Origin of the sequence: Streptomyces lunaelactis (assembly GCF_003054555.1) — a bacterium.
Classification (GTDB): domain Bacteria; phylum Actinomycetota; class Actinomycetes; order Streptomycetales; family Streptomycetaceae; genus Streptomyces; species Streptomyces lunaelactis.
On the sequence record NZ_CP026304.1, the window covers coordinates 1,843,284 to 1,869,369 of the forward strand.

Below are 26,086 nucleotides of genomic sequence, written 5' to 3' on the forward strand. Positions count from 1 at the left end.
GATCCAATCAGGCTGCCCCCTCTCCTGACGAGAGGGCCAACTGCCGGGGCGCCGAGTCCAAGCACCATTCCTCCAGCGCCCGCCGTGCCGCAACAGTTGCCGAACCGGTCGCCGCGCGGCTGCCGGCCATGAACTGTCCGAGGTCCTGCATACGTCGGGTGATGGGTTCAAGACGCTGCTGCGGTGGCATGGCGAGCACCGGCGTGAGTGCCTCCATGACGCCGTCGGGCTGGTCGGTCCCTGCGAATGCGGCGGCGCGGGTGATGTGGACCTGAGCCTCGGTTCCGTAGGCGTGGACCGGCTGAGCTCGCAGGTGGTCGAGCGCTCTGTCCGCCTCGGTGAGCGCATCGCGGTAAGCGCCGATGCGCAGGTGTGCCCCGGCCGCGTAGTTCTCGTGCCGGGCCGGCGGACAGGCGAAGATACCCCCGATGTCGTCCACGCCGACGAGAGCTTCCCTCGCTGCGGCAGCGCGGCGCAGCGCTGCTTGTGTCTCGTCGGCCACGCCCAGCTTGGACCAGGCGTCGGCCTCCTGGCATGCGAGCAGTGCGCCGACGCTTCCACGCGGGTGGTAACTGGCACCGCGCCGGGCGTGGTTGATCGCGTCCCTCAGGCGGCCGTCCCAGAACGCGACTTTGCTCCGGGTGGAGGCGACCCATGCGTGCAGCTCGGAGTGGCCGGACATCTCGGCGCACAGCCACGCCGTACGTCCTTGCGTATCCGCCGCGCGGAGGTTCCCCAGATCGCTGGAGATCCAGGCCAGGAGCCCGCACAGATAGCCGACGGATACATACAGTTCCGCAGAGTGCTGAGGCGGCTGATGCCCCTCGAGGAGCCGGAAGACGCGGTCCCGCAGCCTCCGCGCGCGGCCGAACAACTCGACGGCATCGCCCGTGAGGTAGTCCCCGGCGAGGGTCTGCACGTCCGCGAGGATCTGCTCCAGGGCGATCTCCCCGACATTGGTTGTCTCTGCCCACTGCGCCCATGCGGCCGACTCGTCCGCGGCGGCCAGGATGTCATCTTTGTCCGGTGGTGTTACAGCCGTAGGCGGGGCCGCTGTCGGCGCCGACTCGACGGATGGCGCCTCCGGAGCGTGGTGGCGCAGGATGCGCAGGTCACTCTGGGGAAGAGCCCTGTAGTCGTCCAGGTCAAGGAGGTCCTCGACTGTGCAGCCGAGCACCGTCGCGGTGGCGACGAGCACGGACAGGCTGGGACGGCGTGCGCTCGGGCCCGGCCACTTCTCCCATTTACTGACGAGCGATGCGTCAGCAGCGATGGTCTGCCCTGGACACGCGCTGATGCGCTCGGCGATCTCTTGCAGCGTCCAGCCGTGTGCATGGCGCCACGCCTCGCGCGGGCGCATGCGGAAGCGGACGCGCATCTCCACCGCGATCTCAGCGAGGCTGCACCCGGCGGCTGTCATCTCATGGCGCAGGGCATCCCGATTGCTCTTGGTGCCCTGGCTGCCCTGTGCCGTCATCAACTCTCCCTACGTACGCGGAGCTTCGCTCACCGTAGCCACCAGTTCACCCGTTGGGGAGCTGGACAATGAGTAGCCCCGGGCACAATCCGTCCATGTCGCAGTCCAAAGCCACACGTTCTCCCAGGTCATAGGTTCGTCGACCTGCCACAAAAGTTGGACGCCGGTGACCGTGACGGCAACGGCGCTGGTTGCGACTGTTGAGGCACCGAACCAACCGAGAACCGGGGGCCGCAGTGCACACCGCAACCGACACCGAGCTCGCGATCGCCAACTGGCTGGCCCGCGCGCTCGGAGTTCCCGAGGTCGCCCATAGCGACTGGCGTGAGCAGCGTCTGACAATGCTGCCAACTGGGCGCCTCTTCGATGCCGTTCGCATGCCCCGGGCGCTCGTTCACGCCGCCATCGGCAGCACCGCGGCAGACGTGGTCACCCGAACGCTGGCCGAGCTCCTCGACGGGCCTGTGATCTGCGACCGACAGACCTGGTACTACGCACTGGTGCCGCCGCGGACGACCGAGGACTGGGCCTCCTCGTTGGCGCAGTGCCGGGGTCGCGGTGGATGGCTCGGGGTGCCCAGTGCGGACCGCACGCAGCCACGTGGCGTCCACTGGGCGGTGCTGCCCCGGTCCGCAGGCGACCTGTGCACAGCTGAGGCTGTGGCCGCACTGTTGGCCATCGGCCGAGATCGACTCGAGGCATCGTCATGAGCGCGCACACGATCATCGCCGCAGTCGAGTGGACTCTGGGAATCGACATCGAACGCGGGGCACCGGCGGAGCCGCTGCACGAGGCACAGTGCACCACCTGCGGGGAGACGTCGGGAGCGACTGAGGGCCGTCGCCTGCCCGCCGAGGTATGGGCGCTCCAGCACACCGGCTCGCACCCCGGCCACCGCTCCTATCGAGCCGTACAGACCACCTTCTGGCGCGTCACCCCCGCCTCGGGGAACCCGTATGGGGAGCAGTCATGACGTCGATGAACGACGCCCTGCATCGGCTGATGGGTGGTGCGGCAAATCGCTCACGCGTCAGCTCTGGCGCTGCTGCAGAGCCGCAAGCCCCTTCTGCAAGTCCTCGCTGTTCATCACCGGCTGGACCTCCAGCAGCGCGCCGAGCTCCATGAAGAGCGGTTCGTTGATGGTCACCAGATCCGAGCTGTCCTGCAGGTCGAAGACCATGATGAAGGACCGCACGCCGTCGTTGAGGTTATCTGCGGCAGCCTGCCGTTCTTGATCGCCTCGTTCGAGGCCTGGATGTCCAGACGGGCTCGCAGCATCCCCCGCATCGCACTCGTTCCTTCGAACCGCCACGACCGGCGCAGTACGGTCCGCGCTCGCTGAGTCCGGTGGCGTCCCGCCCAGCGTCACCCTGGGTGATCAGGGCCGCAACATCTCGCCCGCCGTCCGTGGCCGGCTCCCTGCCCGGGCCGGCGCGCGCCACCCCCTTCCTGAGCCCCCGCTTACCCCCGCCTTAAAGCCACCATAAGGATCGCCATCACCCCCTCCCAGCAGGCGATTTCACCGTCCCGAGCGGCTAGCTTGCTGATCGCCGGGGCCGGTTCGAGCGGTCGGCTCCGTAGTCCTACGGGGGGCCGCGCCGCCCGTTTGAACCTGTCCCGGGTCCCCCCATATGCCGCTCTTGAAGGAGTACGTCACCATGACCGCTCGCCGTAAGGTCACCTCGGTCGCCGCCCTCGGGTTCGCGCCGTTCGCTCTGGCCGGGCTGGCTGCCGCTCCGGCCGTTGCGCACGGGTCGATGACCGATCCGGTCAGCCGGGTGTCCGCCTGTTACGCCGAAGGGCCCGAGAGCCCGCGGTCGGCGGCGTGCAAGGCGGCGGTCGCGGCCAGTGGGGCGCAGGCCTTCTACGACTGGAACGAAGTCAACATCGCCAACGCCGCCGGGAACCACCAGCAGTTGATCCCGGACGGCAAGCTGTGCAGCGCGGGGCGCGACAAGTACAAGGGTCTCGACCTGCCCCGTGGCGACTGGCCGTCGTCCTCGCTCGCCTCCGGCAATCACACCTTCCGCTACAAGGCGACCGCCCCGCACAAGGGTTCCTTCGAGCTGTACCTCACCAAGGACGGCTACGACCCGTCGAAGCCCCTCAAGTGGTCGGACCTGGAGCAGAAGCCGTTCGCCAAGGTCACCAACCCCACGCTGGTCAACGGTGAGTACGTCTTCGACGGCGTCGTCCCCGACAAGTCCGGCCGGCACCTGGTCTACTCCATCTGGCAGCGCTCGGACTCGCCCGAGGCCTTCTACACCTGCTCCGACGTGGTCTTCGGCAAGGACAACGGCGGAACGGGTGGCACCGCGCCCGCGCCGACCGCCTCCGCACCCTCCGACGAGGAGATCGCCGACGGCGCCGACGAGTCCACCGTCGACCACAACGGCCATGGCGGTGACGAGCACGCCGAGCACTCGACCGCTCCGGCCGCCCCGGCCACGCCTGCTGCCGAGCAGCCGGCCGACAACGCCCCCGAGGCGAACGGCGCCGCCGCCCCCGAAGCCGGCAGCGAGAACCTCGCCGAGACCGGCGGCGACAGCAACACCCCGTACATCGCCATCGGTGGTGCCGCCGCCCTCGCCGTCGGTGCCGCCGCGATGTTCGGCACCGTCCGCCGCAAGGCCGCGACGACCGGCGGGCGTCACAGCCGCTGACCGTATACAGCCCCAGACGCACAACTGCCGTCCGTACCCCCGGGAACGGACGGCAGTTGTGCGTTTCTCGGACTCGTCGGACTCGTCCGTACTCAGTCGAACACAGAACCACACGTCGTGGGCGTCGCCCGCGCCGGATCCAGCGCGTTCGCCACCTCGTGGTACGCGATCCGGTCCCACAGTCCTATCGCCACATGCTCCGACAGGTCGACCGAACACAGGTCCTGGACCAGGACGTTGCGTACGTCCGGTCCTGCCAGGTACTGCGATCGGTACGGGGTGACCACCTCGTCGTAGCGGGTGGAAATGACGGTGTAGCGCACGCCGGGCACGGTGTCGCCGCCCGCGTTGAGCTTCGTGAGGAAGGCGGAGCCGGCCATCTGGTCGGCCAGCCCCGGGGTGGTGGCGCTGAGCAGGTCCGCCGCGCCGGGGAAGTACGGCAGCAGCCTGGTGAGGCCACTCAGCGTGGTGCCGTGATTGTCGGGTGCGAGGCCGATCAGCGCGTTCACCTTGTCGGCCCCGCCCAGGAACTTGAGGTAGTGGCGCGGCATCATGCCGCCCTGGGAGTGGCCGACGAGGTCCGCTTCGGGTGCGCCCGTCGCGGCGAGCACCTTGTCGACGTACGTGTCGAGCTGCTCGGCCGACTTGTCGATCGGGCCGAGGCCGTGGAAGAAGGGCACGCCGGGGAGCTGCCCGTAGTCGAGGCTGAAGACGCAGTAGCCGCGCTTCACCAGGTACGGAGCGAGGGCGAGCCAGTTGTCGACGGAGTTCCCGAGGGTCCCGTGGACCAGGACGACGGGGCGGGGGTGGGTGGTGGAGGGCTTGCAGGAGTAGTTGTTCCAGCCACTGCTGGGCGCTGGGGAGGCGCTCGCAGCGGCGGCGGGGGTGAGGGTGACGACCGCGGTCAGCAGCAGGGCGGCCAGCGGTCTGAGTGCACGTTTCCAGGACAGCATCGGGCAGTCTCCTTGCGGCTCAAGGGAGTAGCGATGGCTGGATATGTGGCGCTCTAGCCAACTTACGCACGGGTAACGAAAGAATGGAAGTTACGCGTCGGTAAAAACTGACCCTTCGTCAACACGTGGTGCTAAAGCCGGCTGCCCCCGGCAAGATCCGGACAGGGGCCTTACGCGGCAAGCGAGGCCGGAACCACCGCCCGCGGGCCGAACCTCGCCCGCGCCCGGTCCGCCACCGCCTCGATCCGCCGCGCCCGCTCGTCCGCGGGGTCGAACGTCAGCTGCCGCGCGGCCCGTTCGACGGGTGTCAGATCCTCCGCCCGCAGCGACAGACTCCGCACCCTGGCCCGCTGCAGGCCGAGCGACTCATGGATCCGGTATGCGACACCGGTGAGCGCCACGGAGTGGGCGGTCGGCTCGCGCAGGGTGCGCGCACGCGTGGTCGTGGACCGGTCGGCGTACCGCACGGTCAGGGCCAGCGAGCGGCACACCTGGCCCTCGCCACGCATCCTCAGCCCCAGCTCCTCGGCGATCGAGAGCAGTGCCCTGCGGTGGCTCGCAGGGTCCAGCTCATCGTGCGAGAAGGCTCGTTCGGCGGCGACCGAGCGGGCGGCGGCGTTCGGGACGACCGTCGTACGGTCGATGCCGCGCGCCCGCTCCCACAGCTCGCGCCCCGCCCGCGCGCCGACGATCCGCTGGAGCACGGCGAGCGGCGCGGCGGCGACCCGGCCGATGGAGTCGAGGCCGTACGCGCACAGGGTGCGGGCCGTCGCCGTTCCGACCCCGTCCAGCGCGGCGACCGGCTTGTCGGCCAGGAACTCCGCGGCCCCGTCGTCCGCCACCACCAGGGTCGTCCCGGGTGTGGCCTCCCGTGCCGCAATCCTGGCCAGCATCGGGCTGGGGCCCGCCCCGATCACGCAGTCCACCCCGCAGTGTGCGAGCGCCCGCACCCGCAGCAGCGAGGCGAGCTGGGCCGCGTCCCGGCCGAAGTACCGTTCGGCACCCCGGACATCGACGAGCGCGGCGTCGGGCGGGAGCGCCTGCACGACGGGGCTGATGTCCTCGACCAGGCCCAGCAGCGCCGGCAGCGCAGCCTCGACCCCGCCCGACTCCACCCCGCCCGCCTCATACATGGGGGGCCGCCGGAAGCGTACGCAGAGGATCATCCCGCGCTCCCCGGACTCTGGTGCCACAGCTTCCGTCCGGTGGCGGCCCGTTCGCCGGGCGGCTGGAGGTCCGCCCAGGGGTTCAGCTCATAGCCCGTCGGCAGGTGGATCCGGCGGCCGCTGTCGGACGGAACCCCGTCAGGGGCCTCCTCGGGAACCGGAGCCGCCAGCCGCGCCGCGACCGCGTCGAGACCGCCCGTACGCCGCAGCTCCACGAGCTCCGCCAGATTCCAGGCCGCCGCGCCGACCACGCTGAGGCTGCGCGGTCCGCGGCGCTGCACCACCCCGCGCACCAGCAGCAGCCAGGAGTGGAAGACGGTGTGCGCGCACGCCGCGTGGCTGTCGTCGAAGAAAGCCAGGTCGACCAGGCCCGTACCGTCGTCGAGCGTGGTGAAGATGACCCGCTTGCCGGACCGGATCGGCGGGGTCTGGGTGGCCGCCTTCGCGCCCGCGACCAGCACCGTCTGCCCGTGCTGTGCCGCGCGCAGCCGCTGGGCCGAGAGCACGCCCAGCTCCTTCAGGAAGGCGTGGTGATCCCCCATCAGATGACGGGAGGCGTCCATGCCGAGGACGCCCAGCTCGGCGCTGAGGCGTTCCGCGTCACCGAGGTCGGGGAGTCCGACCGGGGCGGTCTTCTGCCCGTCACTCAGGGGGAGTTGACCACCGTGTACGCCCGATCTCCGGTGCCCGCGGTGGAGTTCGGCCAGGTGGAGCAGCAGATCACGCCGGTTCGCGCCGAAGGCGTCCAACGCGCCGACCTGGGCGAGCCGTTCGGCGACCGGCCGCCCCGGACGGGCCCGCTGCCAGAAGTCCAGCAGCGAGGAGTACGGCTGCCCGGCCTCGGTCCGCGCCACCTCCGCCTCACTGATGCCATGGACGTCCGAGAGCGCGAGCCGCAGGCCCCACACCTCACGCCCGGCCCGGTCATCAGACACCAGTTCGATTCGATGAGCGGCCGCGGACCGGTTCACATCCAGCGGCAGCACCGGCACCCCGCGCCGCCGCGCGTCCGCCAGCAGCAGCCGCTTCGGATACATCCCCGGATCATGAGTGAGCAGCCCGGCGTAGAAGGCCGCCGGATGGTGCGCCTTGAGCCACGCCGACTGGTACGTCGGCACGGCGAAGGCCACCGCGTGCGCCTTGCAGAAGCCGTACGAGCCGAAGGCCTCGATGATCTCCCAGGTACGGGCGATCACTTCGGGCCCGTACCCCTTCGCCTCCGCTTGCTGCGCGAACCAGACCTTGATCGCCCCCTGCGACTCCGGGTGGGAGAGCCCGCGCCGCACCCGGTCGGCCTCGGCCCGGCCGCAGCCGGTCATGATGCTCACCATCTCGATGATCTGCTCATGGAAGACGACCACCCCGTACGTCTCCTTCAGCGGCCCCTGAAGGTCCGGATGCGGATAGCGGACAGGTGCACGGCCGTGCCGGGCCTCGATGAACGGCCGCACCATGTCGGCCGCGACCGGCCCCGGCCGGAAGAGCGAGATGTCGACGACCAGGTCGCCGAAGGTCGCCGGCTGCAGCCGGCCGACCAGATCGCGCTGGCCCGGCGACTCGATCTGGAAGCAGCCCAACGTCTCGGTGGACTTGATGAGCCGATACGTCGCCGGGTCGTCCGGCGGCACCTGCTCCGGGTCGTCGAGGTCGAGCTCCTCCCCCGTCGCCCGGCGCAGCTCGGCGACCGCGTGCGCCATCGCCGACTGCATCCGCACCCCCAGGACATCGAGTTTGAGCAGCCCGAGATCCTCCACGTCCTCCTTGTCGAACTGCGACATGGGGAAGCCCTCGCCGCTGGTGGGCACCACCGGCGTACGGGTGAGGAGCGTGGCGTCCGAGAGCAGCACCCCGCACGGGTGCATGGCGATCCCGCGCGGCAGCGCGTCCAGCGCCTCGACCAGCTCCCACAGCCGTCCGTGCCGATCCACCTCTCCTGCGACAGCACGTAGTTCAGGCAGTTCCTCCATGGCGGCGCGGGCGTCGCGGGCGCGGATGTGCGGGAAGGACTTGGCGATCCTGTCGATCTCGGCCGGGTCCATGGAGAGCGCGGCGCCCACGTCCCGTACCGCATGGCGGACCCGGTAGGTCTCGGGCATGGAGACGGTCGCGACCCGCTCCTCGCCGAAGCGGCCGATGATCGCGCGGTAGACCTCGAGCCGGCGGGCGGACTCCACGTCGATGTCGATGTCGGGCAGCACGACGCGCCGCTTGGAGAGGAAGCGCTCCATCAGCAGCCCGTGCTCGACGGGGTCGGCGTGCGCGATGCCGAGGAGATGGTTGACGAGCGAGCCGGCCCCGGAGCCGCGCGCCGCGACCCTGACGCCCATCTCTCTTATGTCATCGACCACTTGAGCCACCGTCAGGAAGTACGAGGCATAGCCGTGGTGCGCGATGATGTCCAGCTCGCGGTGCATCCGCTCCCAGTACTCACGCCGGCCGTCATAGCCGCGCAGCACCATGCCGGCGGCGGCGCGGGAAGCCAGCACCCGCTGCGGGGTACGGAGCCCGGCGCCGACCAGATGCGGCTCCGGGAAGTGGACGGCACCGATCCCCAGATCGTCCTCGGGGTCGACCAGACACGCGGCAGCCGTCTCCTCGGTCATGGCGAGCAGCCGGTACGCGGTGTCGCGCCGGAAGCCGGCGGCTTCGGCGACCCGCTCGGCGATACGGGCCATCTCGCGAGGGTCCTTGAGCCAGCGCTCGCCACTGTCGAGGCCCTTGCGCGGATCTACGGGTACGAGGCGGCGGGCCGCGTCGAGGACATCGGCGACCGGGCCCTGGCCCTGGTCGGCGTACCGGACGGCATTGGCCAGCACGGCCCGTACGCCCTGTTCGGCGGCGAAGCCGAGGGTGCGGGCAGCATGCCGCAGCGAGCCGGGGCCGGTGCCCCCCAGGCCGTGGTGCACGACTTCGAGGCGCAGCCGGTCGCCATAGTTCTCCTGCCAGGGCACGAGCAGCTTCGCCGCGCGGTCGGGACGGCCGGCGGCCAGCGCCCGGCCGATCTCGGAGGCGGGACCGAGCAGCACGGTCAGCCCATCGCCGTGGTTCTCGCTCCAGGGCAGCAGCGGGCTGCCGCCGTCCGCCGCGTGGGCGGCGGTCACCATGCGGCACAGCTCGGCCCAGCCCTGGCGGGAGCGGGCGAGATAGACGGTGCGGGGCGCGGACTCGTCGACGAACGCCCCGCCGCGTACGGGAGTGCGCCGCCGTTCGGTGGGTCCCTCCTTGCGTGCCCGCTCGCCCACCGCCAGGTCCACCCCGAACAGCGGCCGGACCCCCACGCCTTCTTTCGCGCAGGCCTTGGCGAAGCGGACCGCGCCCGCGAGGGTGTCGCGGTCGGTCAGAGCGAGGGCGTCCATGCCCCGCTCGGCGGCGCGCTCGGCAAGCCGCTCCGGGTGCGAGGCCCCATAGCGCAGGGAGAACCCGGAAACGGTGTGCAGATGCGTGAACCCGGGCATCCGCACCTCCTGGATCAGTCCGTCTCACCTCCCCCGCCTCCACCATAGACCAGATTTCGAACATGCGTGCGACATGTGCCCCATCGGCCATTCGGCCCCGCACCACCTGCGTGAACACCCCGCTCCACGGAGCGTGGGGCCATGACCCAGACAGACGACGCCCCCCGCGCAGGCTTCCTCAGCGAGGTCGAGGACGCGGTGAGTACGCGGGCGGCGGCCCTGGTCATCGGGGTGCCGGCGCGCGGAAGCGGGACACCACACACAGGTGCCGGCGGGACGGCCACCGCCGGCCGCCCGGCCACCGGCTGAGGCGGGCCCGATGACCGAACGAACCGATCCACAGCACAGCGGCGAGCCGACGGCGCAGCGGCGGCTCCGGATCCGGGCGGCGCGCCGCACCCCGCGCGGCCCGGCCCGCACCGCTGCCCGCTCCGGCACAGAGCACGGCGGGCACGGCGGGACGGGCGGGACGGGCGCGGGCGCGGACACGGGTGTCGAACCGCGGGTGTCCCCGGTACTGCGGACCTCCGCCGCCTACGCCTGGCGGCTCCTGGTGGTGGGCACCCTCGTGTACGCCGTCTTCTCGCTGCTGGGGCGCTTTCACGAAATCGCCGTGGCCGTCTTTCTCGGTCTGGTCGTCACGGCGATGCTCCGGCCGGTGGCCGGTCTGCTGGCCCGCCGGCTGCCGCGGCCGCTCGCCGTCGCCGTGGCGCTGCTCGCCAGCATCGCCCTCGTCCTCGGCATCCTGGCCTTCGTCGGCGAGACGGTCGCCGGTGAGCGTGCCGTACTGGAGCGGGAGTTCGGGGCCGGGATCGGCAGGATCGAGCGCTGGCTGGAGCAGCCTCCGTTCCGGCTGAACCCGGAGGCGCTGACGGACATCCAGGGGCGGATCGGGCGGTTCCTGTCCGATCACCGGTCCACGCTGATCAGCACCGCTCTCAGTGGCAGCCGCCGGCTGGTGGAAGTGCTGACCGTGCTGGCGCTCGCGCTGTTCTGCTCGGTCTTCTTCATGAACTCGGGCGACCGGCAGTGGGGCTGGTTCTGCGCTCAACTGCCGATGTCGGTCCGGGACCGGGTGGCGGTGGCGGGCCGGGCGGGCTGGCGGACGTTCACCGGGTACACCCACGGCATCGTGCTGGTGGCGGCCATCAACGCCGTACTGGTCGGTGTGGCCCTGTGGGCTCTCGGTGTGCCGCTGGCCGTGCCCCTGGCGCTGCTCGAGTTCTTCGCCGCCTTCATCCCGCTGATCGGCTCGCCCATCGCGCTGGCCGTCGCGGCGGTGGTGGCGCTGGCGTCCGAGGGGCCGCTGATCGCTGCCGTCGTCGTCGCGCTGATCGTCGTCATCGGCCAGATCGAGGGGCATTTGCTGCACCCGATCGTGATGAGCTGGGCCGTCAGTCTGCACCCGGTGGTGGTCGCGCTCTCGGTCATCGGCGGAGCCATCGCGGCGGGAGTGGTGGGCGCGGTGGTGGCCGTACCGCTGGTGTCCGTCATCTGGTCGGCCCGTCAGGCCCTGCGCAGGACACCCGAGCAGGACCTCGCCAACAGGACCATGGGCAAGGCCCGGGCCACCCAGGACGGGTGACCCGGGCCTCGTGGCCGCCCAGGGTGGAGCCGTGGGCCTTGTGGCCCAGGGTGGAGCCGTCAGCCGATCTCGGCGCCGAAGGCCGCGAGCGCCTCCGGTACCGGCTGGAAGAAGGTCTCGCCGCCCGCGGAGCAGTCGCCGCTGCCGCCCGAGGTCAGGCCGATCGCGGTGTCGCCCGCGAAGAGCGAGCCGCCGCTGTCGCCGGGCTCGGCACAGACGTTGGTCTGGATGAGGCCCTCGACGATGTCGCCGTTGCCGTAGTTGACCGTGGCGTCGAGCCCGGTGACCTCACCGTCGTGCACCTGGGTGGTGGAGCCGCTGCGCTGCACCGCCATGCCGACGGTCGCCTCGCCCGCCTTGGTGATCGCCTGCGAGCTGCCGTTGTACAGGTTCACCTCGCTCGGGTGCTCGCTGCTGCCGCTGTACTTGACCAGCGCGAAGTCGTTGCCGGGGAACTGCGAGTCGGCCATCGAGCCGATCGCCGCACCGCCCGCGGAGTCGGACCAGTCGCTGCCGGCCTGCCCGCAGTGACCGGCGGTGATGAAGTGCGGCTCGCCGTCCTTGACGACGTTGAAGCCGAGCGAGCAGCGTCCGCCGCCCGAGTGGATCGCGTCGCCGCCCGCGATGAGGGGCTTGAACTCCCCGGCGGACTTCTTCAGTTCGGCCTTGCCGCCGAGACCCTTGACCACCGCGCTGAGCTTGGTCAGCTCAGCGCCCGTGACCGTACGGTCGGCGGTGACGACCACCTTGTTGGTGACCGGGTTCACGGCCCAGGAGGTGCCGGGGATGGTCGCCTTGGTGGTGAGGGTCAGCCGGGCGCTCTTCAGCTCGCCGAGGGTGTTCTCGACGATTCTCGCCTTGCCGCCCGCCTCGCGGACGGTCTGGGCGGCCACCTCGTTGACGACGTTCACGACGAGGGACTTCGCGTCGGCGTCGTAGTACGTACCGGCCGCGTCGGCGCCCAGATCCTTGCTGAGGGTGGAAGCAAGGTTTCCGGCCGCAACCGCGGTCAGCGGCTTGACGGTGAACTGCTCAGTGTTGTCACTGGCGTTCGCACTCTGGAAGGTGACGCCCGCGGCTACGAGAGCGGCGACCGCGCCGCCTGCGATGGCCGCCTTCCTTTTGGGTATGCGTCGGTGCTTCAACATCAACCTCCTGTGGGGGCCGCGTCCGGGCAAGTGGGGTGTCAGGACACGGAGGATGGGACGCCCACTATTCCGATACCGATCGGTAGCACACAAGGTCGACTTCAGGACGCGCACACGACAACGCGGGGGCGTACACGGCGCCTTCACAGGAACCGTCCCCACTGGCCGATTCCGTTTGCGAACACCGCGTGCAATCACCCCATGGGCAGCGGGTAAGGACTAGTCCTGTCCTGTTTTCGCCGCTGCGGGACCGGATTCCGAGGGCGGCTGTTCCACCGCGGGATGCACCGGAGGCGGTCCGGCCTGCGGCGGAGCCGCCCGTTCGAGGAAGCGCAGCAGCTCGACCGGGAACGGCAGCACCAGCGTGGAGTTCTTCTCGGCCGCGACCGCGACCACCGTCTGCAACAGCCTCAGTTGAAGGGCGGCGGGCTGGTCCGACATCACCTCGGCCGCCTCGGCCAGCTTCTTGGAGGCCTGCAGCTCCGCGTCGGCGTTGATGACCCGCGCCCGGCGCTCCCGGTCCGCCTCCGCCTGCCGCGCCATCGACCGCTTCATCGTCTCCGGCAGGGACACGTCCTTGATCTCCACCCGGTCGATCTGCACACCCCACCCCATCGCCGGACTGTCGATCATCAACTCCAGCCCCTGATTGAGCTTTTCGCGATTGGACAGCAGATCATCCAGATCACTCTTGCCGATGATCGAACGCAGCGACGTCTGCGCCATCTGCGAGACCGCGAACCGATAGTCCTCGACCTGCACGATCGCCTCGGAGGCGTCGACGACCTTGAAATAGATCACCGCGTCCACCCGCACCGTCACGTTGTCCCGCGTAATACCGTCCTGCGCGGGAACCGGCATCGTCACGATCTGCATATTGACCTTCGCCAGCCGGTCCACGAAGGGGACGATCAGGGTGAAGCCCGGCCCGCGTACCGAGGACTTGAGCCTTCCGAGCCGGAAGACCACGCCCCGCTCGTACTGCTTGACGACGCGGGCGGCCGCCATCACGTAGACGACGCCGGCGGACGCCACAAGAGCGCCGGCCGTCACCAGTGCCTCTACCATCACGGCCCCCTGGGGTGCGATGTGGACGCGCATACACGTACCTCTTCGACGGTAGTCCCCAAATGACGTCAAAGGGAGTCCCGGTAAGTGCCCCTGATGGGTAATCATCGAACCGGTGGGGAATGCCACGCTCACCATGCCTGCAGAGGGCACCTACGACGAAGGGGGCGCGGGAGTGCGACGTCGGCTGCGCGCGACGGACGGGCGGCATCTGATGGTCGAGCGACTGGGGGACCCGCGCGGCAGACCGGTCTTTCTGCTGCACGGCACCCCCGGCAGCCGACTGGGTCCGGCACCGCGCGGCATGGTGCTGTACCAGCGAGGTACGCAGCTGATCGCGTACGACCGCCCCGGCTACGGCGGTTCGGACCGGCTGGCGGGCCGCAGCGTCGCCGATGTGGCCCAGGACGTACGGGCGATAGCCGACGAGCTGGGCCTGGACCGGTTCGCCGTGGTGGGCCGCTCGGGGGGCGCCCCGCATGCGCTGGCCTGTGCCGCCCTGATGCCCGAGCGGATCACCCGTACCGCCGCTCTGGTCACGCTCGCCCCCAGGGACGCGGACGGACTCGACTGGTTCGAGGGCATGGCGGCCTCCAACGTCACGGAGTACACCTCCGCCTCGGTCGACCCGGCCGGGATGACGGAGCGGTTCATCCTGCGCTCCGCCGAGATCAGGAAGGACCCGATCCGGCTTCTGGACGATCTGCGCAGGGAACTGACCGACTCCGACCGGATGGTCGTGGCGGACGCGGGTGTCAGATCCATGCTCCTGCGCAACTACCAGGAGGCGCTGCGCACTTCGGCGTACGGCTGGATCGACGACGCGCTCGCCTTCTGCAGCCCCTGGGGCTTCGACCCCGCCGAGATCAAGGGCCCGGTGATGCTCTGGCACGGCGAGAAGGACGTCTTCTCACCCGTGGGTCACTCCCGCTGGCTCGCGCAGCGCATCCCGGGCGTGACGGCGGTACTGGAACCGGCCGCCGCGCACTTCGATGCGCTGCATGCGCTGCCGCGGATCCTGACCTGGCTGCTCGAGCGCTGACCTGAGGGCTGCGCCCCCAGACCCCGTACGGCCTTCGGCCGTGTCCTCAATCGCCGGACGGGCTCAACAAGCCCCTCCGGCGATTGAGCCCCCGGGTCACACCGCGAGAGGCTCCAGGTCGCGGTGCACCCTGCGCTCGTCCCGCGCGATCCGGGTCAGCGCGTGCTCCTCGCCCAGCAGCCGCTGCAGCTCGTCCACGGTCTCCGCCCGCAGATGCGCCGCCTCGTCCTTGCGCCCCAGCAGCCCCAGCGTGACGGACATGTTGGAGGCGATGCCCAGCACCTCGGGGTGGTGCGATCCCAGCACCTCCCGCAGCCTGGTGACCGTCCGCTGCTCGATCTCCAGTGCCTCCTCCAGACCGCCCAGATCCGCCAGCGCGTTGGCGAGGTTGATGGTGCTGTACAGGGCGTGCGGATGCGCTTCCCCGAGGACCTCCTGCATCGTCCTGGACACCTTCACCAGCAGTTGTTCCGCGGCCTCCGGAGCGCCGCAGCCCCAGTGGAAGATGCCGAGGTTGTTCAGGGCCGCCAGGGTGTACGGATGCCGCTCCCCCGGCACCTTCATGTACTGGTCGACGACCTCCTGCGCCAGATCGCGCGCCGCCACCGGCTCCCCGGCCGCGAAAAGGTCCGCCGCCAGGTTCAGATCGCAGGAGAGCGAGTCCGGGTTGGCCGAGGTGTACTTGGCGCGATAGCGGTTGCGCGTCGCCGTGGTCAGCCGTCGCGCGTCCTCGGTCCGGCCGGCCCTGCGCAGCGACACGGCGAGGCTCTTGGCCGCCGCCAGCGTGCCGGGGAAGGCCCTGCCGAGCTGCTCCTTGTAGATGTCGTACGTACGGCTGAGCACCGAGACGGAGTCCTCGTACCGTCCGACCTCGCGCAGGTCACGCGCCAGGTTCATGGCCGAGGAGAGGGTGTACGGATGCTCCGGGCCGAGCACCTCGGTCCGCCGGTCGAACACCTCCTGGTCGATCTCGCGCGCCTTGGCGTACTGGCCGACCATGCGCAGATTCAACGCCAGGTTGTTGGCGGCCGCGAGCGTACGCGGATGGGACTCGTGGAAGATCTGGCTGAATCCCTCGTGCGCCTCGGTCGCCAGCTCCATCGCCTTGCCGTACTGGCCGAGGGTTCCGAGGTCCATCGCGAGACCGCTGGTGGTCATGTACGTATGCGGATGGGACGTGCCGAGCACGGCCTGCTGGCGCTCCAGGGTGACCTCGTCCAGCTCCTTCGCCTCCACATAACGGCCTTGTGAGCGAAGGATGTTGGAGAGGTGGAAGCGGAGGTAGAGGTACTGGAGATCGTCGTTGCCGAGCATCTCCCGCCAGACCTCGCGCAGTTCGTCGGCAAGTGTGTAGGCCGCGTTCAAGTCACCGCGCTTCCACAGATAGCGCACGCGGTCGATCATCAGCCGACGGGTCTCCGGCTCCTTGCAGAACCTGGCCTCGGAGGTGCCGAGATGCGGCCAGATGGTGGCGAACCGCGGCCAGGTCTCGGGGTTGTCGATCGGCTCGTCGTCGTCGGGCCGCGCGCCCGCGAGGACCCGGTGGACGGCGTGCCGCGCGTCCCGCTGCTCCTGTTCGGTCAGCTGCGCCCTGATGACCGCCTGCACCAGACGGTGCACCTGGATGCTGTTGGAGACCTGGTCGACCTTGGCGAGGGCGAACCGGCCGATCTCCCGGATGACCCGGCCGAGCACCAGCTTCTCCTGGAGCGAGGCGTCGTACGGCTTGAGCGCGTCGATCATCTCCTTGCTGTAGAGGAGGTTCGCGGATATCGGCTCGGGTGCGAAGAAGGCGCAGAGCTGGAGGAGGCGCACGGCGGCGGGTGAACGCTCCTTGAGCCGCTGGATGGAGACGTTCCAGGTCGCGGCGACCGGCTCGGGATAGCCGGCGGGCTGGTTGAGCGCGAGAACGCTCGCGGCCTGTTCCCTGAGCTGCTCCAGATACGCGGCGACGGGTGTGGCGGTCTCCGCGATCCAGGCCGCGGCCTGTTCGACGGCGAGCGGCAGATCGCCGACCGCGGTGGCGACCTGGTCGGCGTCCTCGATGGTCAGCCCGCGGGCGCGCCGCTGGAGGTGCTCGATGGACTCCTCGCGCAGGAACACGTCGACGGGCAGCGCGTCCCCGTACTGCGACCAGGTCTGGTTCCTGGAGGTGACCAGGATGTGCCCGGGTCCCTGCGGCGGGAAGAACCGCTTGAGCTGCTCGGGGTCGTCGGCGTTGTCGAAGACCAGCAGCCAGCGCGATGACGGGACTCCGCGCCGCAGCAGGTCGATGGCCTCCGCGGACGCGGCCGCCATGTCCTCCCCGCCCTGGGCGCCGAGCCGGACGGCGAGTTCGGCGAGACCTGCGACCACGTCGTCGGGCTGCTCGGAGGAGATCCACCACACCAGGTCGTAGTCGGCCATGAAGCGGTGGACGTACTCGAGCGCGACCTGGGTCTTGCCGACGCCGCCGAGTCCGTACAGGGTCTGCGGCTGGGGCAGCACCGCGGCCACGGCCATGCCGCCGCCGAGCTGGTCGCGCATCCGCTCGAGCACCACGGAACGCCCGGTGAATCCGGGGTTGCGGGGCGGCGCGTTCCAGATCTTCGGCACGGTGCCGGGGAAGCGCGGTCCTGGCGAGGCGCTGTCGGGGAGCTGGACCGGGCGGTCGAGCGCGCGCAGCAGCGCGGTGGCGGCGTGCATCTCGTCGAGCCGGAAGAGATCGACCGGGTTGCGGTCGATGTAGGGGGTGCTGAGTCTGACGTCGCCGACCCGGATCGGCAGCAGATGGCGGCGGCCGCCGCCGGGGTCCTCGGCCGCGGCCCGCGACCAGACCTCCACCGCACGGGCGGACTTGAGATACGCGCTGGACAGCAGCACCACGGTGCGGGCGGCGTTCTCGGCGGCGAGCGCGTCCGTGCCGACCGGTTCACGCTCGACCGAGACATCCCGCGGCACGACGCGGAAGCCGGCCCGGGTGAGGACGGACTCGACCCAGTCGGCCCACATACGGTTCTCGGCCACATAGCTGAGGAAGAGATCCGCGGGCAGCGCGGGACGGCGGCGGGTGAAGGCGTCCCTGATCCGGAGCCTGATCTCCTCGCCGACCTGCGGCATCGAGGTGATGCGCTGCTCGGTGACGACGGAGGTGAGCCGTTCGAAGGCGGAGAGCAGGGAGTTGGTCAGGCCTGCTTCGTCGCCGAAGGTGGCGAGGGTCTCCTCGTACGCGTAGTAGGGGCGGTACGGAATCTCCACCGCGCCCCAGTAGGCGGTCTGTTCCTCGCCGGTGAGCCCGGAGGGGAAGCGGTCGAACTTCAGCCGGGCCAGCGCGCGTCCGGCGTCCGCCTTCTCCTTCTCGCCCTCGTCGATCCGCATCGGCACCGGGAAGATCTTGATGCCGCGGCCGCCGTACCGCTCGTCGATCTGCCGGGCCACCGCGGCGGCGCCGTCGATGGACTGGTCGCTGAGGGTGAAGCAGTCGACCAGGACGTCGGGCAGATGAACGGTGCAGATGTCGGCGATGTCGCTGAGTCCGGTACGGCTGTCGATGAGGACGTAGTCGTAGTTGGCCTTCATGTCGTCGCGCAGCGCGTCGAAGAAGTGGCCGCCGCCGAGCCGGTCGTAGAAGTTGTCCCAGTCGAAGGTGGAGACGGTCGCGGAGTACTCGCGGTTCTGCTTGCCGGCGGAGACGAAGTCGAGCGTGCCGCCGTCGGGGAACTCCCAGCCCAGGCTCTCGGGGGTGAGGGAGACCGCGTGCGGCTGGATGCGCGCGTAGTCGAGGTGCCAGTCGTCGCGGCGCGGCTCGGGGCTGGTCGCGGCCCAGGCGTACTCGGTGATCAGATCGATGACCCCGGTGGTGGCGCCGAGCGTCGAGGGGTCCAGGAAGGGGTGGAAGAAGCGGTGCAGGCCGGGCGCTTCCAGGTCCCAGTCGACCGCCAGGACCCGCTTGCCGTTCGCGGCCAGGATCCAGGCCACATTGGCCAGGGCCATCGTGCGGCCCGTACCTCCCTTGTACGAATAGAAGGTGACGATGCGTCCCTCACGACTGGCTGTCATCCGTGTCCTCCGCATCCGGGGCGATGTCATGCGTGGGCGGCACGTAGTGGGTGGTGCCGTACTCGGCCATCGGGCCGCGCAGCCGGGGGCGTTCGCGGGGCGCCGCGCCGGGCGGCACCGCCGGCGGGAAGGCCTCGGCGTGCCGCAGGTACTCCTGGGCCGCCGCCTCCGCCACCTGCGGCAGGATCTGGCCGAAGGCCTCCATGCTGAGCACGCCCTTGGCGGCGGCCCGGCAGGCGGCCCGGCCCTGGCGCATCTGGTGCGGCATGGTCCGTTCCAGCTTCTCGACCAGCTCGGCCTCCGATATTCGGCTCTGCGGGTCGTCGCGGTTCCAGGGGACGACGACGCTCACCCAGGGGCGGTTCTCCGCGTCGAAGGCGGCGAGCCGCCGGCGCCGTTCGTCGTCCTCCAGCGCCCAGCGGTCGACGAGAAGTATCTCGGGCCGGGTGGGCGGCAGGCTGATGTCGGGCGGTGTCTCATGGTCGAAGGAGGAGACCGTCGGCTGGTAGTTGAGGGAGCGCACCAGGTCCTGGGCGACATACGCCAACGGCCGTGCGGAGTCCGGGTGGTAGGGATTCCAGTCCTGGGACTGCTTGCCGTAGTAGTCAAAGGCGCGCCCTTCGGGCAGATCGTGCTGGGTGGGCGCGGCGACGGTCACATGCATCGGGCGGGGACCGCCGGTGGGCCTGCCGAAGGCGCTGGGCGCCTGCCGGTAGTCGACCGGGCTGCCGGAACCGACGCGCGTAGTGTCGGCGACGCTGACGATGCGTTTGGCGAGTTCATAGACGGCAGCCTCGTACTCCTCGGCGAATATGCGGAGTTTGATCAGCCCGTAGAGCCCGTCGGTCACATAGCGGTCACCGAAGGCGCGGTGGTTGAACTGCAACCGCTCGGCGGGGCCCGGGAGTTGCTCCGGCGGCATCGGCACCCACAGCGCGGGCACGATCGCCTCCGCCGGCCGGTTGCTCTTGGCATGGTGGTAGATCGCGCGCTGGGCGAAGGCGTACCACTCCTTGCCGCACATCTCGCTGGCGAAGTACCGCGGCGAGAAGAGCGGGACGAACACCCGGCAGGTGGCCAGTACTTCACCCAGCCGCTCCGACCAGCCCTCCCCCGAGCGGATCTCCCGGTCCATGAACCCCGCGGGCGCGCCGGCCGGCAGATCGGTCATGGCCATCACATGGCCGCACAGATCACGGAATAACCGCTCGACCCACATGTCGGGATCCGGGCCGCCTGCCCCGTACCGCGGCGTATGCGCATAACTCAAGAAGAAGTACGGCCGATGATCCGCCGCTCTCTGCGATGAATCTGCCACACGACCCCCGTCCTGTGTGAACGCCCGAACCCACACCCACAAGCGAGAAGGCTGCGAGCGAATTAATCATTACGGAGCCGGTCACTCTCCATCCCCCCGACGTTCAGTCAATCAACACCGCTTTTCAGTCATCCTCCGGTTCTATGCCCTCGCACCCGGCCCACTGATTGTCCCCACCAGGTCGCTGCACCACACAACGATAGGTGTGCGGGCACGCTCCGGTCCGGTATTCGGCGAGATCAATTGCGTTATGTACGGACTCGGCCAACCGGCCCATCCCCCGACCGCAGGAGATCGCGGTACCGATGGCCGGCAAGTCCGCCCGGAAGAGTGCCGACTGCACGGGTGTCATACCCCGTATCCGGGCTCAGCCACAGTCCAGTTCTTTCCACATCGCGTCCAGCAGCCGCTGCCCGCTGACGGTCAGTTCGGCCGCGCGCTCCAGGGTCTCCAGCGCGCGCCCGGCCTGTTCGGCCGCGGCCGGCTCGAAGGCCGCGAGGCCCACGCGTTCGTACGCCCCCGCCAGCAGCTCGGAGACCGGCACCGGAGCGTTCCGCCAGGGCGCCGGGTGGGTCCACCAGCCGTCCTGCGCGTAGAGGTCCGCGACGTCGACCAGGGCGTGCAGCTTGGCCCGGCGGAATCCGCGCAGCAGCGCGGGTGCCAGCTCCTCGGGCCTGCCGGGCACCGCGAGGCCGAGCGCTCCATAGCCGTGCCGGAGCACCGACGGCTCGCCCGCGACCAGCGGTGTCACGGTGGTCAGACAGTCGGCGGCCTCGGTGGCCTGCTCGGGTACGGCCTGCCGCAGCAGGCGCCAGGCCGCCGCCAGCCGGCCGCTCCAGTCGGCCGCCTCGCGAGCGCCGAGCCGCTCCCGTACGGGTGCGCCGAAGCTGTCCCGGTACGGGTCGAGGTCGTCGAGCCGCAGAGCGGGCGCCCCGTCGTCGCCGAGCCTGCGCACGGGCCGCCAGTCGCCGCTGTCCTCACCGGGGCGTACCTGCCAGGGCTCGCGGCCGTCCACCCGCATCTGGAACCCCTTCCCGGCCACGCGCACCTCGGCCTCGCCGTGCTCCGGTGAGCCCGTGGGCCGCAGCTCCCCGAGCGTGGGCAGCACGAGCCTGCCGTCCCGGTACGGCACCCGGACGGGGACCTCGAGCCCGCCCCGTACGACCGCCGCGGCGAGATACGACGGCAGCCGCAGCGCGAGCCCGGCAGCCGTGGGCAGCCCCTCGCGCAGCGCGGCCAGACAGTCCTGCAGCCACGTGTAGGTGTACGGGTGAGCGAATACGGCGTCGAGCGCGTCGGAGCGCTCCTCCAGGGCACACGCCAGCTCCCAGGCCTCGTCCCAGGCCTCGCCGCCCCGCCCGTCGAGCTCCAGATGGACGTCGGCGAGCAGATTGCGGGTCACGTCCTGGTGCTCGGCCATCAGCACTCCGGGATCTGTGACCGCGGGCGAGACGGTGGCGGCGGCCGTGCGCTCCTCGATGCCGCGGATGAGCGCTTCGAGGTCGGCGCAGTACACGGAGGTGTTGTCGAAGTCGTTCCGGGAGCTGTAGCGGTGGGTGTAGAGCCCGCCGCCGCAGGACCGTACGACCGGGCACTGGCGGCAGGTCTCGCTCACTCCGGCGAGCCCCTGCTGGCGTGCTCTGACTCCGGGGTGGGCCGCGACCTCGTCGAAGGGGTGCGTGAAGACGTCGAATCCGGTGGCGGCGGCGCCTTCGTAGGCGCTCTTGAGCGAGTCGACCTGCTCCAGGGTGCCGTCGGTCTCGACGACGACGAGGTCGGTGGGGGCGAGGCCGAGGGATTCGGTGAGGCTGGGGCCGCCGCCGAGGGTGGAGAGTACGGATTCGAAGAGCCGCACCGGCACCTTCCGGCCCTGCTGGTCCCAGCGGTCGAAGATCGCGAGGATCCAGTCGGCATAGGCGGTGGGCGAGCCGTCCGGGCGCGCCGGCGGGGCGTCCCAGGTCGCGTGCGGCAGCAGAAAGTCGATGCGCGGGGGGTCCAGGTCGGTGAGCGCGTCGTACACGGCGATCGGGTCGTTGGCCACGTCGATGGTGCAGAGCAGACCGAGGTAGAGGTGGCGGTAGCGCTCCTGACGGAGCAGATCGACGGCTCTCAGGACCAGGGGGTGACTGGTGCGGCCGTCCGCGAAGCGGCGATGGCGGTCATTCGCGCGTCGGTCGCCGTCGAGTGAGATCCCGACCCTGACGTCGTACTCGCTGAAGAGGTCGAGGTAGCGGGGGCTGAGCTGAAGGCCGTTCGTATGGATCCGGAGATCGAGGCCGGCGACTGTGTCGAGGGCCGCAGTGAGCTCCTCGCAGACGCGTCGCAGTCGTGCGGGCCCTGCCAGAAGAGGCTCCCCTCCGTGCAGGATCACTGACACGGAGGGCAGGGCATGACTCTTGGCATGCTCGGCCAGTCGCAGAGCTGTCCAGGAAATCGCTTCGTCAGAGATTGCCTTCGGGCGGGTACGCCAGCTCTGATCAGCGTGTTCGTAGATATAGCAGTGGTCACATGCAAGATCACATCTGCTGTGGACCTTTAAGACGATCTCGCGGAATGGGACCAGGGGTCCAGTCATTCCGCCAGTCTAGAGCGCGGAGTTGAAGGTCGACGCCCGCGGAGTGCGGTCCGTGGAGGCGGGGAGCACGCGTGCCAGCTTCCGGGCGGCATCGGCACCTCGCACGTCGATCTGTGCCAGCGGGACGCGATTCTTCTTCGCAGCGGCGAAGGAGGCGGAGGTCTGAAACGTCATGAGGGGCCGTCCTTGATGTTGTGTCCAGCATTGTGTCCAGCACAGATACCACGCACCGTTGCGATGCCGGCGGCACGACTTTACTCTCATGGCCACTTGCAGCAACTCAGCGCGTGGAGATGCATCAAAAGCGTTGCGCCGCATTCTCGCAGGACAGTACGGAACAAGCCATTCCGCCTAAAGAGTGAAGACAAAACTGCAGACGGGGGTGCGCATGACCGATTTTCACGGCCCACTGCACAGCATGGTCTTCCGTAACACTGATCTGCCTGTTCTCTTCCATCGCGCCGACAGCGTGGCGATCGCGCGCCAGCGCGAGGCCGTGGGCGCCACCCGCCACCAGCTGCTGCTCCTGGTCCTGGGCGCGGCTCTGGCGGCGCTGCCGTCCTCGTGGCAGCTCGGCGACTCCTTCCAACTCGCGGGCGCACTCAGCGCGTTGGCGTACGCCGGGGTGCTGACGCTCAGCTACCGCTCCTCCCGCCGCAGAGCAAAGTCGCATTGGCAACTCAACCGCTCCGCCGCGGAGTTCATCAGATCCATGTGCTGGCGCTACGCCGTTCATGGAGCGCCCTTCGACTCCAACTCCACCGACGCCGACGAACTGTTCGTCATCCGCCTGGAGGAAGGACTGCGGGAGCTGGCCAAGGTCGGCTGGGAGGACCCGCGCGAGAGCGACGGGGAGGTGGCCGCCGCGGACCTGATCACCACTCCCATGCGGCGGCTGCGCGCGAAGACGTTCAGCATCCGCAAGGAGACGTACGTCAGGGACCGGCTGATCGAGCAGCGCAACTGGTACCACCGCCGCACGGAGATCTCCCGTCGCGCCACCACGTTCTGGTCCGCCTCGATCGGTCTGCTCACCCTGCTCGCACTGTTCTTCGCGCTGCTGCGGACCTTCTCGCTCGCCGAATCGGCCGGTGTGGTGGGTCTGTTGTCGGCAGCGGCGGCCGCGTGTCTGGCGTGGAGCGAGATCCGGCGTCATCAACCCCTCATCGCCGCCCACTCCTTGGTCGAGGAGGACCTCGCGGCGATGCACACGGCGATGGAGACCACGGTGACCGATGTGGAGTGGGGGTCGGCGGTGTACGAGACCGAGCGCATCGTCTCGCCGCAGCACACCGACTGGCTTGTCAGGCACCGGAGTTGATGGAGTATCACTCATGGCCGATCATGAGCGTTCGAGGCCCTCGCGCCAGATGACCGTCACGGGTTTGCCGAGGTCGCGCGCATAGCGGACGATGTCGCCCGTGCCGCCCAGGCCGCGGGCCGGGCGGCCGTCCCAGACCGCCAGGAGGCGGTCGCAGTTGTCGGCGATATAGGCGCCGGCCGCGTAGTACGCCTCGTCGGTGGAGTACGGGAAGGAGAGCTGGACCTCCCGGGTCGCCCTGCCCCTGAGGTACTGGTAGCGGGCGAGCTCGTCCGGGACCGTGAAGCCGTCCTCGTAGTCACCGCTGGGGATGACCACGGTCAGCTCCGCGCCGCAGGCCAGGGCGATGTCCGCGAAGAGCTGGTCGGCGCCCGCCGCGAGGCTGGAGAGGGCCTCCATCGAGCCCTCGTGGCCGCAGAGCACCGCGCGCATCACGGCGCGGATATGGGCATGGGCCTCGGGGGGAATGCCTCGGTGGCCGGTCACTCCAATGCGTTTCACTGAACCGCGCCCCCGTTTCTCCGGTGCCCGACCGCTCTGACATCCTCTCAAAAGGGAGAGCGACGTCGAGCCCCCGTCCGTATCACAGGACGGGGGCTCGACTGCTGTCGACGGCTGTCGGCCGCGGAAGTGGTGCGTCAGGTCAGTAGACGCTGACTCCATAGGCGCTGAGCGCTTCGGTGACCGGCTGGAAGAACGTCGTGCCGCCGGAGGAGCAGTTGCCGCTGCCGCCGGAGGTCAGGCCGATGGCCCGGCTGCCGGAGTGGAGCGGGCCGCCGCTGTCGCCCGGTTCGGCGCAGACGTTGGTGCGGATCATCCCGTAGACGACATCGCCGCCGCCGTAGTTGACCGTGGCGTTGAGGCCCGTGACGGAGCCGCTGTGGATGCCCGTGGTGGAGCCGCGGCGGGTGACGGACATGCCGACCGTGGCGTTGGCCGCGCTGGTGATGTCGACGCTGCCGACGGTGCCCGGGTGGGCGAGCGAGGTGTTCGAGTACCTCACGATGCCGTAGTCATTGCCGGGGAAGCTGGATCCGGCCGTGGGCCCGATGCTCGTGGTACGCGAGGAGTTGGTGTACCAGGGCGGGTAGCCGTCGGTGCAGTGGCCGGCGGTCAGGAAGTAGTAGGTGCTGCCGCTGCGGACGTTGAAGCCCGCCGAACAGCGCCAGCTGGTGGCGTAGATGGCGTCGCCGCCGGAGATGAGCTTGGAGAACGTGCCGGGAGTGCGCTCGATGCGCAGCGCACCGGAGTTCGCTCCGGCCTCACGCTTGATCTGGGCTATCTCGGCCTGGGAGACGGTGCTGTCGGCCGTGACGACCAGGGTGCCCGCTGCCTTGTCGATGTGCCAGGCGGTACCTGCCACATCCGCGTCGAGTACGGCGTCGCTCGCGGCGGTGAGCTGATTGGCGCTGAAGGTCTGGGCGGTGTCGGCGCTGGCAGCGGGGACTGCCAGAGCGGCGGCGGCGATCAGGCCAGTGGTGACGGCGAGCAGACGCGTACGTCTCGCCGTGCCACTGCGGGGGGTGGTGCGCTTGATCCTCACTTGTCGTTCCTCCCGAAGGGAATCGGGGGCCCTCAGTGGGGTTCGGGGCCCGTGAGGCGCAGCCAGGGAGCAGCTGTTCGGATTTCGGACTAGCCGTGCTCCTGACAAGCGCTGCAACGGGAGTATTCGGGCCGTCAACTACCCGCGCAAGGGCGTCTTTCGGCCGCGCGGGCGCCTCACGGCGCGCGGCCCCGGAGGCTCGGTGGCCTCCGGGGCTGTGTCGTATGCGGCCTTGCTCGTTTAGGACGGGTCAGCGGCTGCGAAGGTTCCGTTCGCCCGCCGGCACGCCTGCCTCAAGGGTGTTCCCGGGCGGCGGGAAGGGGCAGATGAAGTGGTCCGCGAAGGCGCACGGCGGCGGCAGCGCCCGGTTGAGTCGACGCTCGAAGGCGATCTCGCCGCCGAGGCCGAGGCCGCGCTCGCGCCCATCGGCGTTCTCGACCCGTACGCTGCGGTGCTCCTCGTACGGACGGAAGCGTCCCGTCAGCTACCGGCGGGCGTCGTACGCGGTCGCCTCGATGCCCTGGACCCGTGAGACCGTCCTCGGCGGTGGCGGTCAGGACCACGTCGTCACCGTCCTCGGTCCAGATCCCCGGGACGGCCGGAATTCGCACCTGCTTCCTTTCGGCGATCGAGAAGTCGCAGATCTCGCCGCCGGAGATCCAGTGTCCTCCGGCGGTGGAGCGAGGTGACGCGCCGAGTGACCCATCTGACGTGTCGGGCAACGTGACGCGCGC

The 26,086-nt window shown here is 69.9% G+C and carries 20 protein-coding genes and 1 pseudogene; 7 read left to right on the forward strand and 14 right to left on the reverse strand.

The features are described from left to right. Positions 1-7: 7 nt before the first annotated feature. The gene (locus tag SLUN_RS08210) at positions 8-1,477 is read right to left on the reverse strand and encodes a helix-turn-helix transcriptional regulator (protein WP_254710197.1); all 1,470 of its coding nucleotides are present in this window, start codon (positions 1,475-1,477) and stop codon (positions 8-10) included. Between the two features lie 236 nt (positions 1,478-1,713). Here SLUN_RS08210 and SLUN_RS08215 point away from each other — a divergent pair, with 236 nt between their 5' ends. Continuing rightward, the gene (locus SLUN_RS08215) at positions 1,714-2,187 is read left to right on the forward strand and encodes a hypothetical protein (RefSeq protein ID WP_108147867.1); all 474 of its coding nucleotides are present in this window, start codon (positions 1,714-1,716) and stop codon (positions 2,185-2,187) included. Beyond that, positions 2,184-2,450: a DUF7848 domain-containing protein gene (locus SLUN_RS08220; protein WP_108147868.1), complete on the forward strand. Its 267-nt coding sequence runs from the start codon at positions 2,184-2,186 to the stop codon at positions 2,448-2,450. The genes SLUN_RS08215 and SLUN_RS08220 overlap by 4 nt, the downstream gene beginning before the upstream one ends. 57 nt (positions 2,451-2,507) lie before the next feature. Here the strand turns inward: SLUN_RS08220 and SLUN_RS42035 are convergent, their stop codons facing one another. After that, positions 2,508-2,672, reverse strand: coding sequence for a hypothetical protein (locus SLUN_RS42035; protein WP_306610681.1), 165 nt, complete (start codon positions 2,670-2,672; stop codon positions 2,508-2,510). A 463-nt stretch (positions 2,673-3,135) separates the two neighbouring features. On the opposite strand from SLUN_RS42035, the gene SLUN_RS08230 reads away from it, so the two are divergent. Then, entirely contained in the window at positions 3,136-4,140 is a 1,005-nt protein-coding gene (locus tag SLUN_RS08230; protein ID WP_108154591.1) for a lytic polysaccharide monooxygenase auxiliary activity family 9 protein, read from the forward strand. 92 nt (positions 4,141-4,232) lie between these two features. Here the strand turns inward: SLUN_RS08230 and SLUN_RS08235 are convergent, their stop codons facing one another. From SLUN_RS08235 to SLUN_RS08245, 3 genes are all read right to left on the reverse strand, one after another. Beyond that, positions 4,233-5,093: an esterase/lipase family protein gene (locus tag SLUN_RS08235; RefSeq protein WP_108147869.1), complete on the reverse strand. Its 861-nt coding sequence runs from the start codon at positions 5,091-5,093 to the stop codon at positions 4,233-4,235. Positions 5,094-5,263: 170 nt separating this feature from the next. Further along, positions 5,264-6,259, reverse strand: coding sequence for a DNA polymerase Y family protein (locus tag SLUN_RS08240; RefSeq protein ID WP_175314377.1), 996 nt, complete (start codon positions 6,257-6,259; stop codon positions 5,264-5,266). Then, positions 6,256-9,714, reverse strand: a complete 3,459-nt coding sequence (locus SLUN_RS08245; protein WP_108147870.1) for a DNA polymerase III subunit alpha — start codon at positions 9,712-9,714, stop codon at positions 6,256-6,258. Before SLUN_RS08245 ends, SLUN_RS08240 begins: the two co-directional genes overlap by 4 nt. Positions 9,715-9,855: 141 nt before the next feature. On the opposite strand from SLUN_RS08245, the gene SLUN_RS39380 reads away from it, so the two are divergent. Next, on the forward strand, positions 9,856-10,023 hold the full coding sequence (locus SLUN_RS39380; RefSeq protein ID WP_159100212.1) for a hypothetical protein: 168 nt from the start codon (positions 9,856-9,858) through the stop codon (positions 10,021-10,023). A gap of 10 nt (positions 10,024-10,033) precedes the next feature. Beyond that, positions 10,034-11,299 (forward strand): AI-2E family transporter, encoded by a 1,266-nt coding sequence (locus tag SLUN_RS08250; RefSeq protein ID WP_257153688.1) that lies wholly within the window; start codon positions 10,034-10,036, stop codon positions 11,297-11,299. Between the two features lie 59 nt (positions 11,300-11,358). Here the strand turns inward: SLUN_RS08250 and SLUN_RS08255 are convergent, their stop codons facing one another. Then, positions 11,359-12,444: a S1 family peptidase gene (locus SLUN_RS08255; protein WP_108154594.1), complete on the reverse strand. Its 1,086-nt coding sequence runs from the start codon at positions 12,442-12,444 to the stop codon at positions 11,359-11,361. Positions 12,445-12,666: 222 nt separating this feature from the next. Further along, positions 12,667-13,515 carry a slipin family protein gene (locus SLUN_RS08260; protein ID WP_254707132.1) on the reverse strand — a complete coding sequence of 283 codons (849 nt, stop codon included), beginning with the start codon at positions 13,513-13,515 and terminating at the stop codon, positions 12,667-12,669. 175 nt (positions 13,516-13,690) lie between these two features. On the opposite strand from SLUN_RS08260, the gene SLUN_RS08265 reads away from it, so the two are divergent. Next, complete coding sequence (locus tag SLUN_RS08265) at positions 13,691-14,557, forward strand: alpha/beta fold hydrolase (RefSeq protein WP_175313609.1); 867 nt, start codon at positions 13,691-13,693, stop codon at positions 14,555-14,557. Positions 14,558-14,653: 96 nt separating this feature from the next. Here SLUN_RS08265 and fxsT read toward each other — a convergent pair whose 3' ends face one another. From fxsT to fxsA, 4 genes are all read right to left on the reverse strand, one after another. Continuing rightward, the gene (gene fxsT, locus SLUN_RS08270) at positions 14,654-18,595 is read right to left on the reverse strand and encodes an FxSxx-COOH system tetratricopeptide repeat protein (protein WP_108147871.1); all 3,942 of its coding nucleotides are present in this window, start codon (positions 18,593-18,595) and stop codon (positions 14,654-14,656) included. After that, positions 18,579-19,913, reverse strand: a complete 1,335-nt coding sequence (locus SLUN_RS08275) for a TIR-like protein FxsC (RefSeq protein WP_159100213.1) — start codon at positions 19,911-19,913, stop codon at positions 18,579-18,581. The genes fxsT and SLUN_RS08275 overlap by 17 nt, the downstream gene beginning before the upstream one ends. A 367-nt stretch (positions 19,914-20,280) precedes the next feature. Further along, positions 20,281-22,488: a radical SAM/SPASM protein FxsBH, inactivated beta-hydroxylase extension form gene (fxsBH, locus tag SLUN_RS08280; RefSeq protein WP_175313603.1), complete on the reverse strand. Its 2,208-nt coding sequence runs from the start codon at positions 22,486-22,488 to the stop codon at positions 20,281-20,283. Positions 22,489-22,497: 9 nt separating this feature from the next. After that, positions 22,498-22,662, reverse strand: coding sequence for an FxSxx-COOH cyclophane-containing RiPP peptide (fxsA, locus tag SLUN_RS41020; RefSeq protein ID WP_108147873.1), 165 nt, complete (start codon positions 22,660-22,662; stop codon positions 22,498-22,500). Between the two features lie 244 nt (positions 22,663-22,906). Between fxsA and SLUN_RS08290 the strand changes: the two genes are divergently transcribed. Continuing rightward, positions 22,907-23,809, forward strand: coding sequence for a DUF4231 domain-containing protein (locus SLUN_RS08290; RefSeq protein ID WP_108154597.1), 903 nt, complete (start codon positions 22,907-22,909; stop codon positions 23,807-23,809). Positions 23,810-23,830: 21 nt separating this feature from the next. Here SLUN_RS08290 and SLUN_RS08295 read toward each other — a convergent pair whose 3' ends face one another. From SLUN_RS08295 to SLUN_RS08305, 3 genes and pseudogenes are all read right to left on the reverse strand, one after another. Further along, positions 23,831-24,310 carry a hypothetical protein gene (locus SLUN_RS08295; RefSeq protein ID WP_108147874.1) on the reverse strand — a complete coding sequence of 160 codons (480 nt, stop codon included), beginning with the start codon at positions 24,308-24,310 and terminating at the stop codon, positions 23,831-23,833. Between the two features lie 142 nt (positions 24,311-24,452). Beyond that, positions 24,453-25,352: a S1 family peptidase gene (locus SLUN_RS08300; protein ID WP_108147875.1), complete on the reverse strand. Its 900-nt coding sequence runs from the start codon at positions 25,350-25,352 to the stop codon at positions 24,453-24,455. A 250-nt stretch (positions 25,353-25,602) separates the two neighbouring features. Next, positions 25,603-26,074: pseudogene (locus tag SLUN_RS08305) on the reverse strand (DUF1684 domain-containing protein). Positions 26,075-26,086 lie beyond the last annotated feature (12 nt).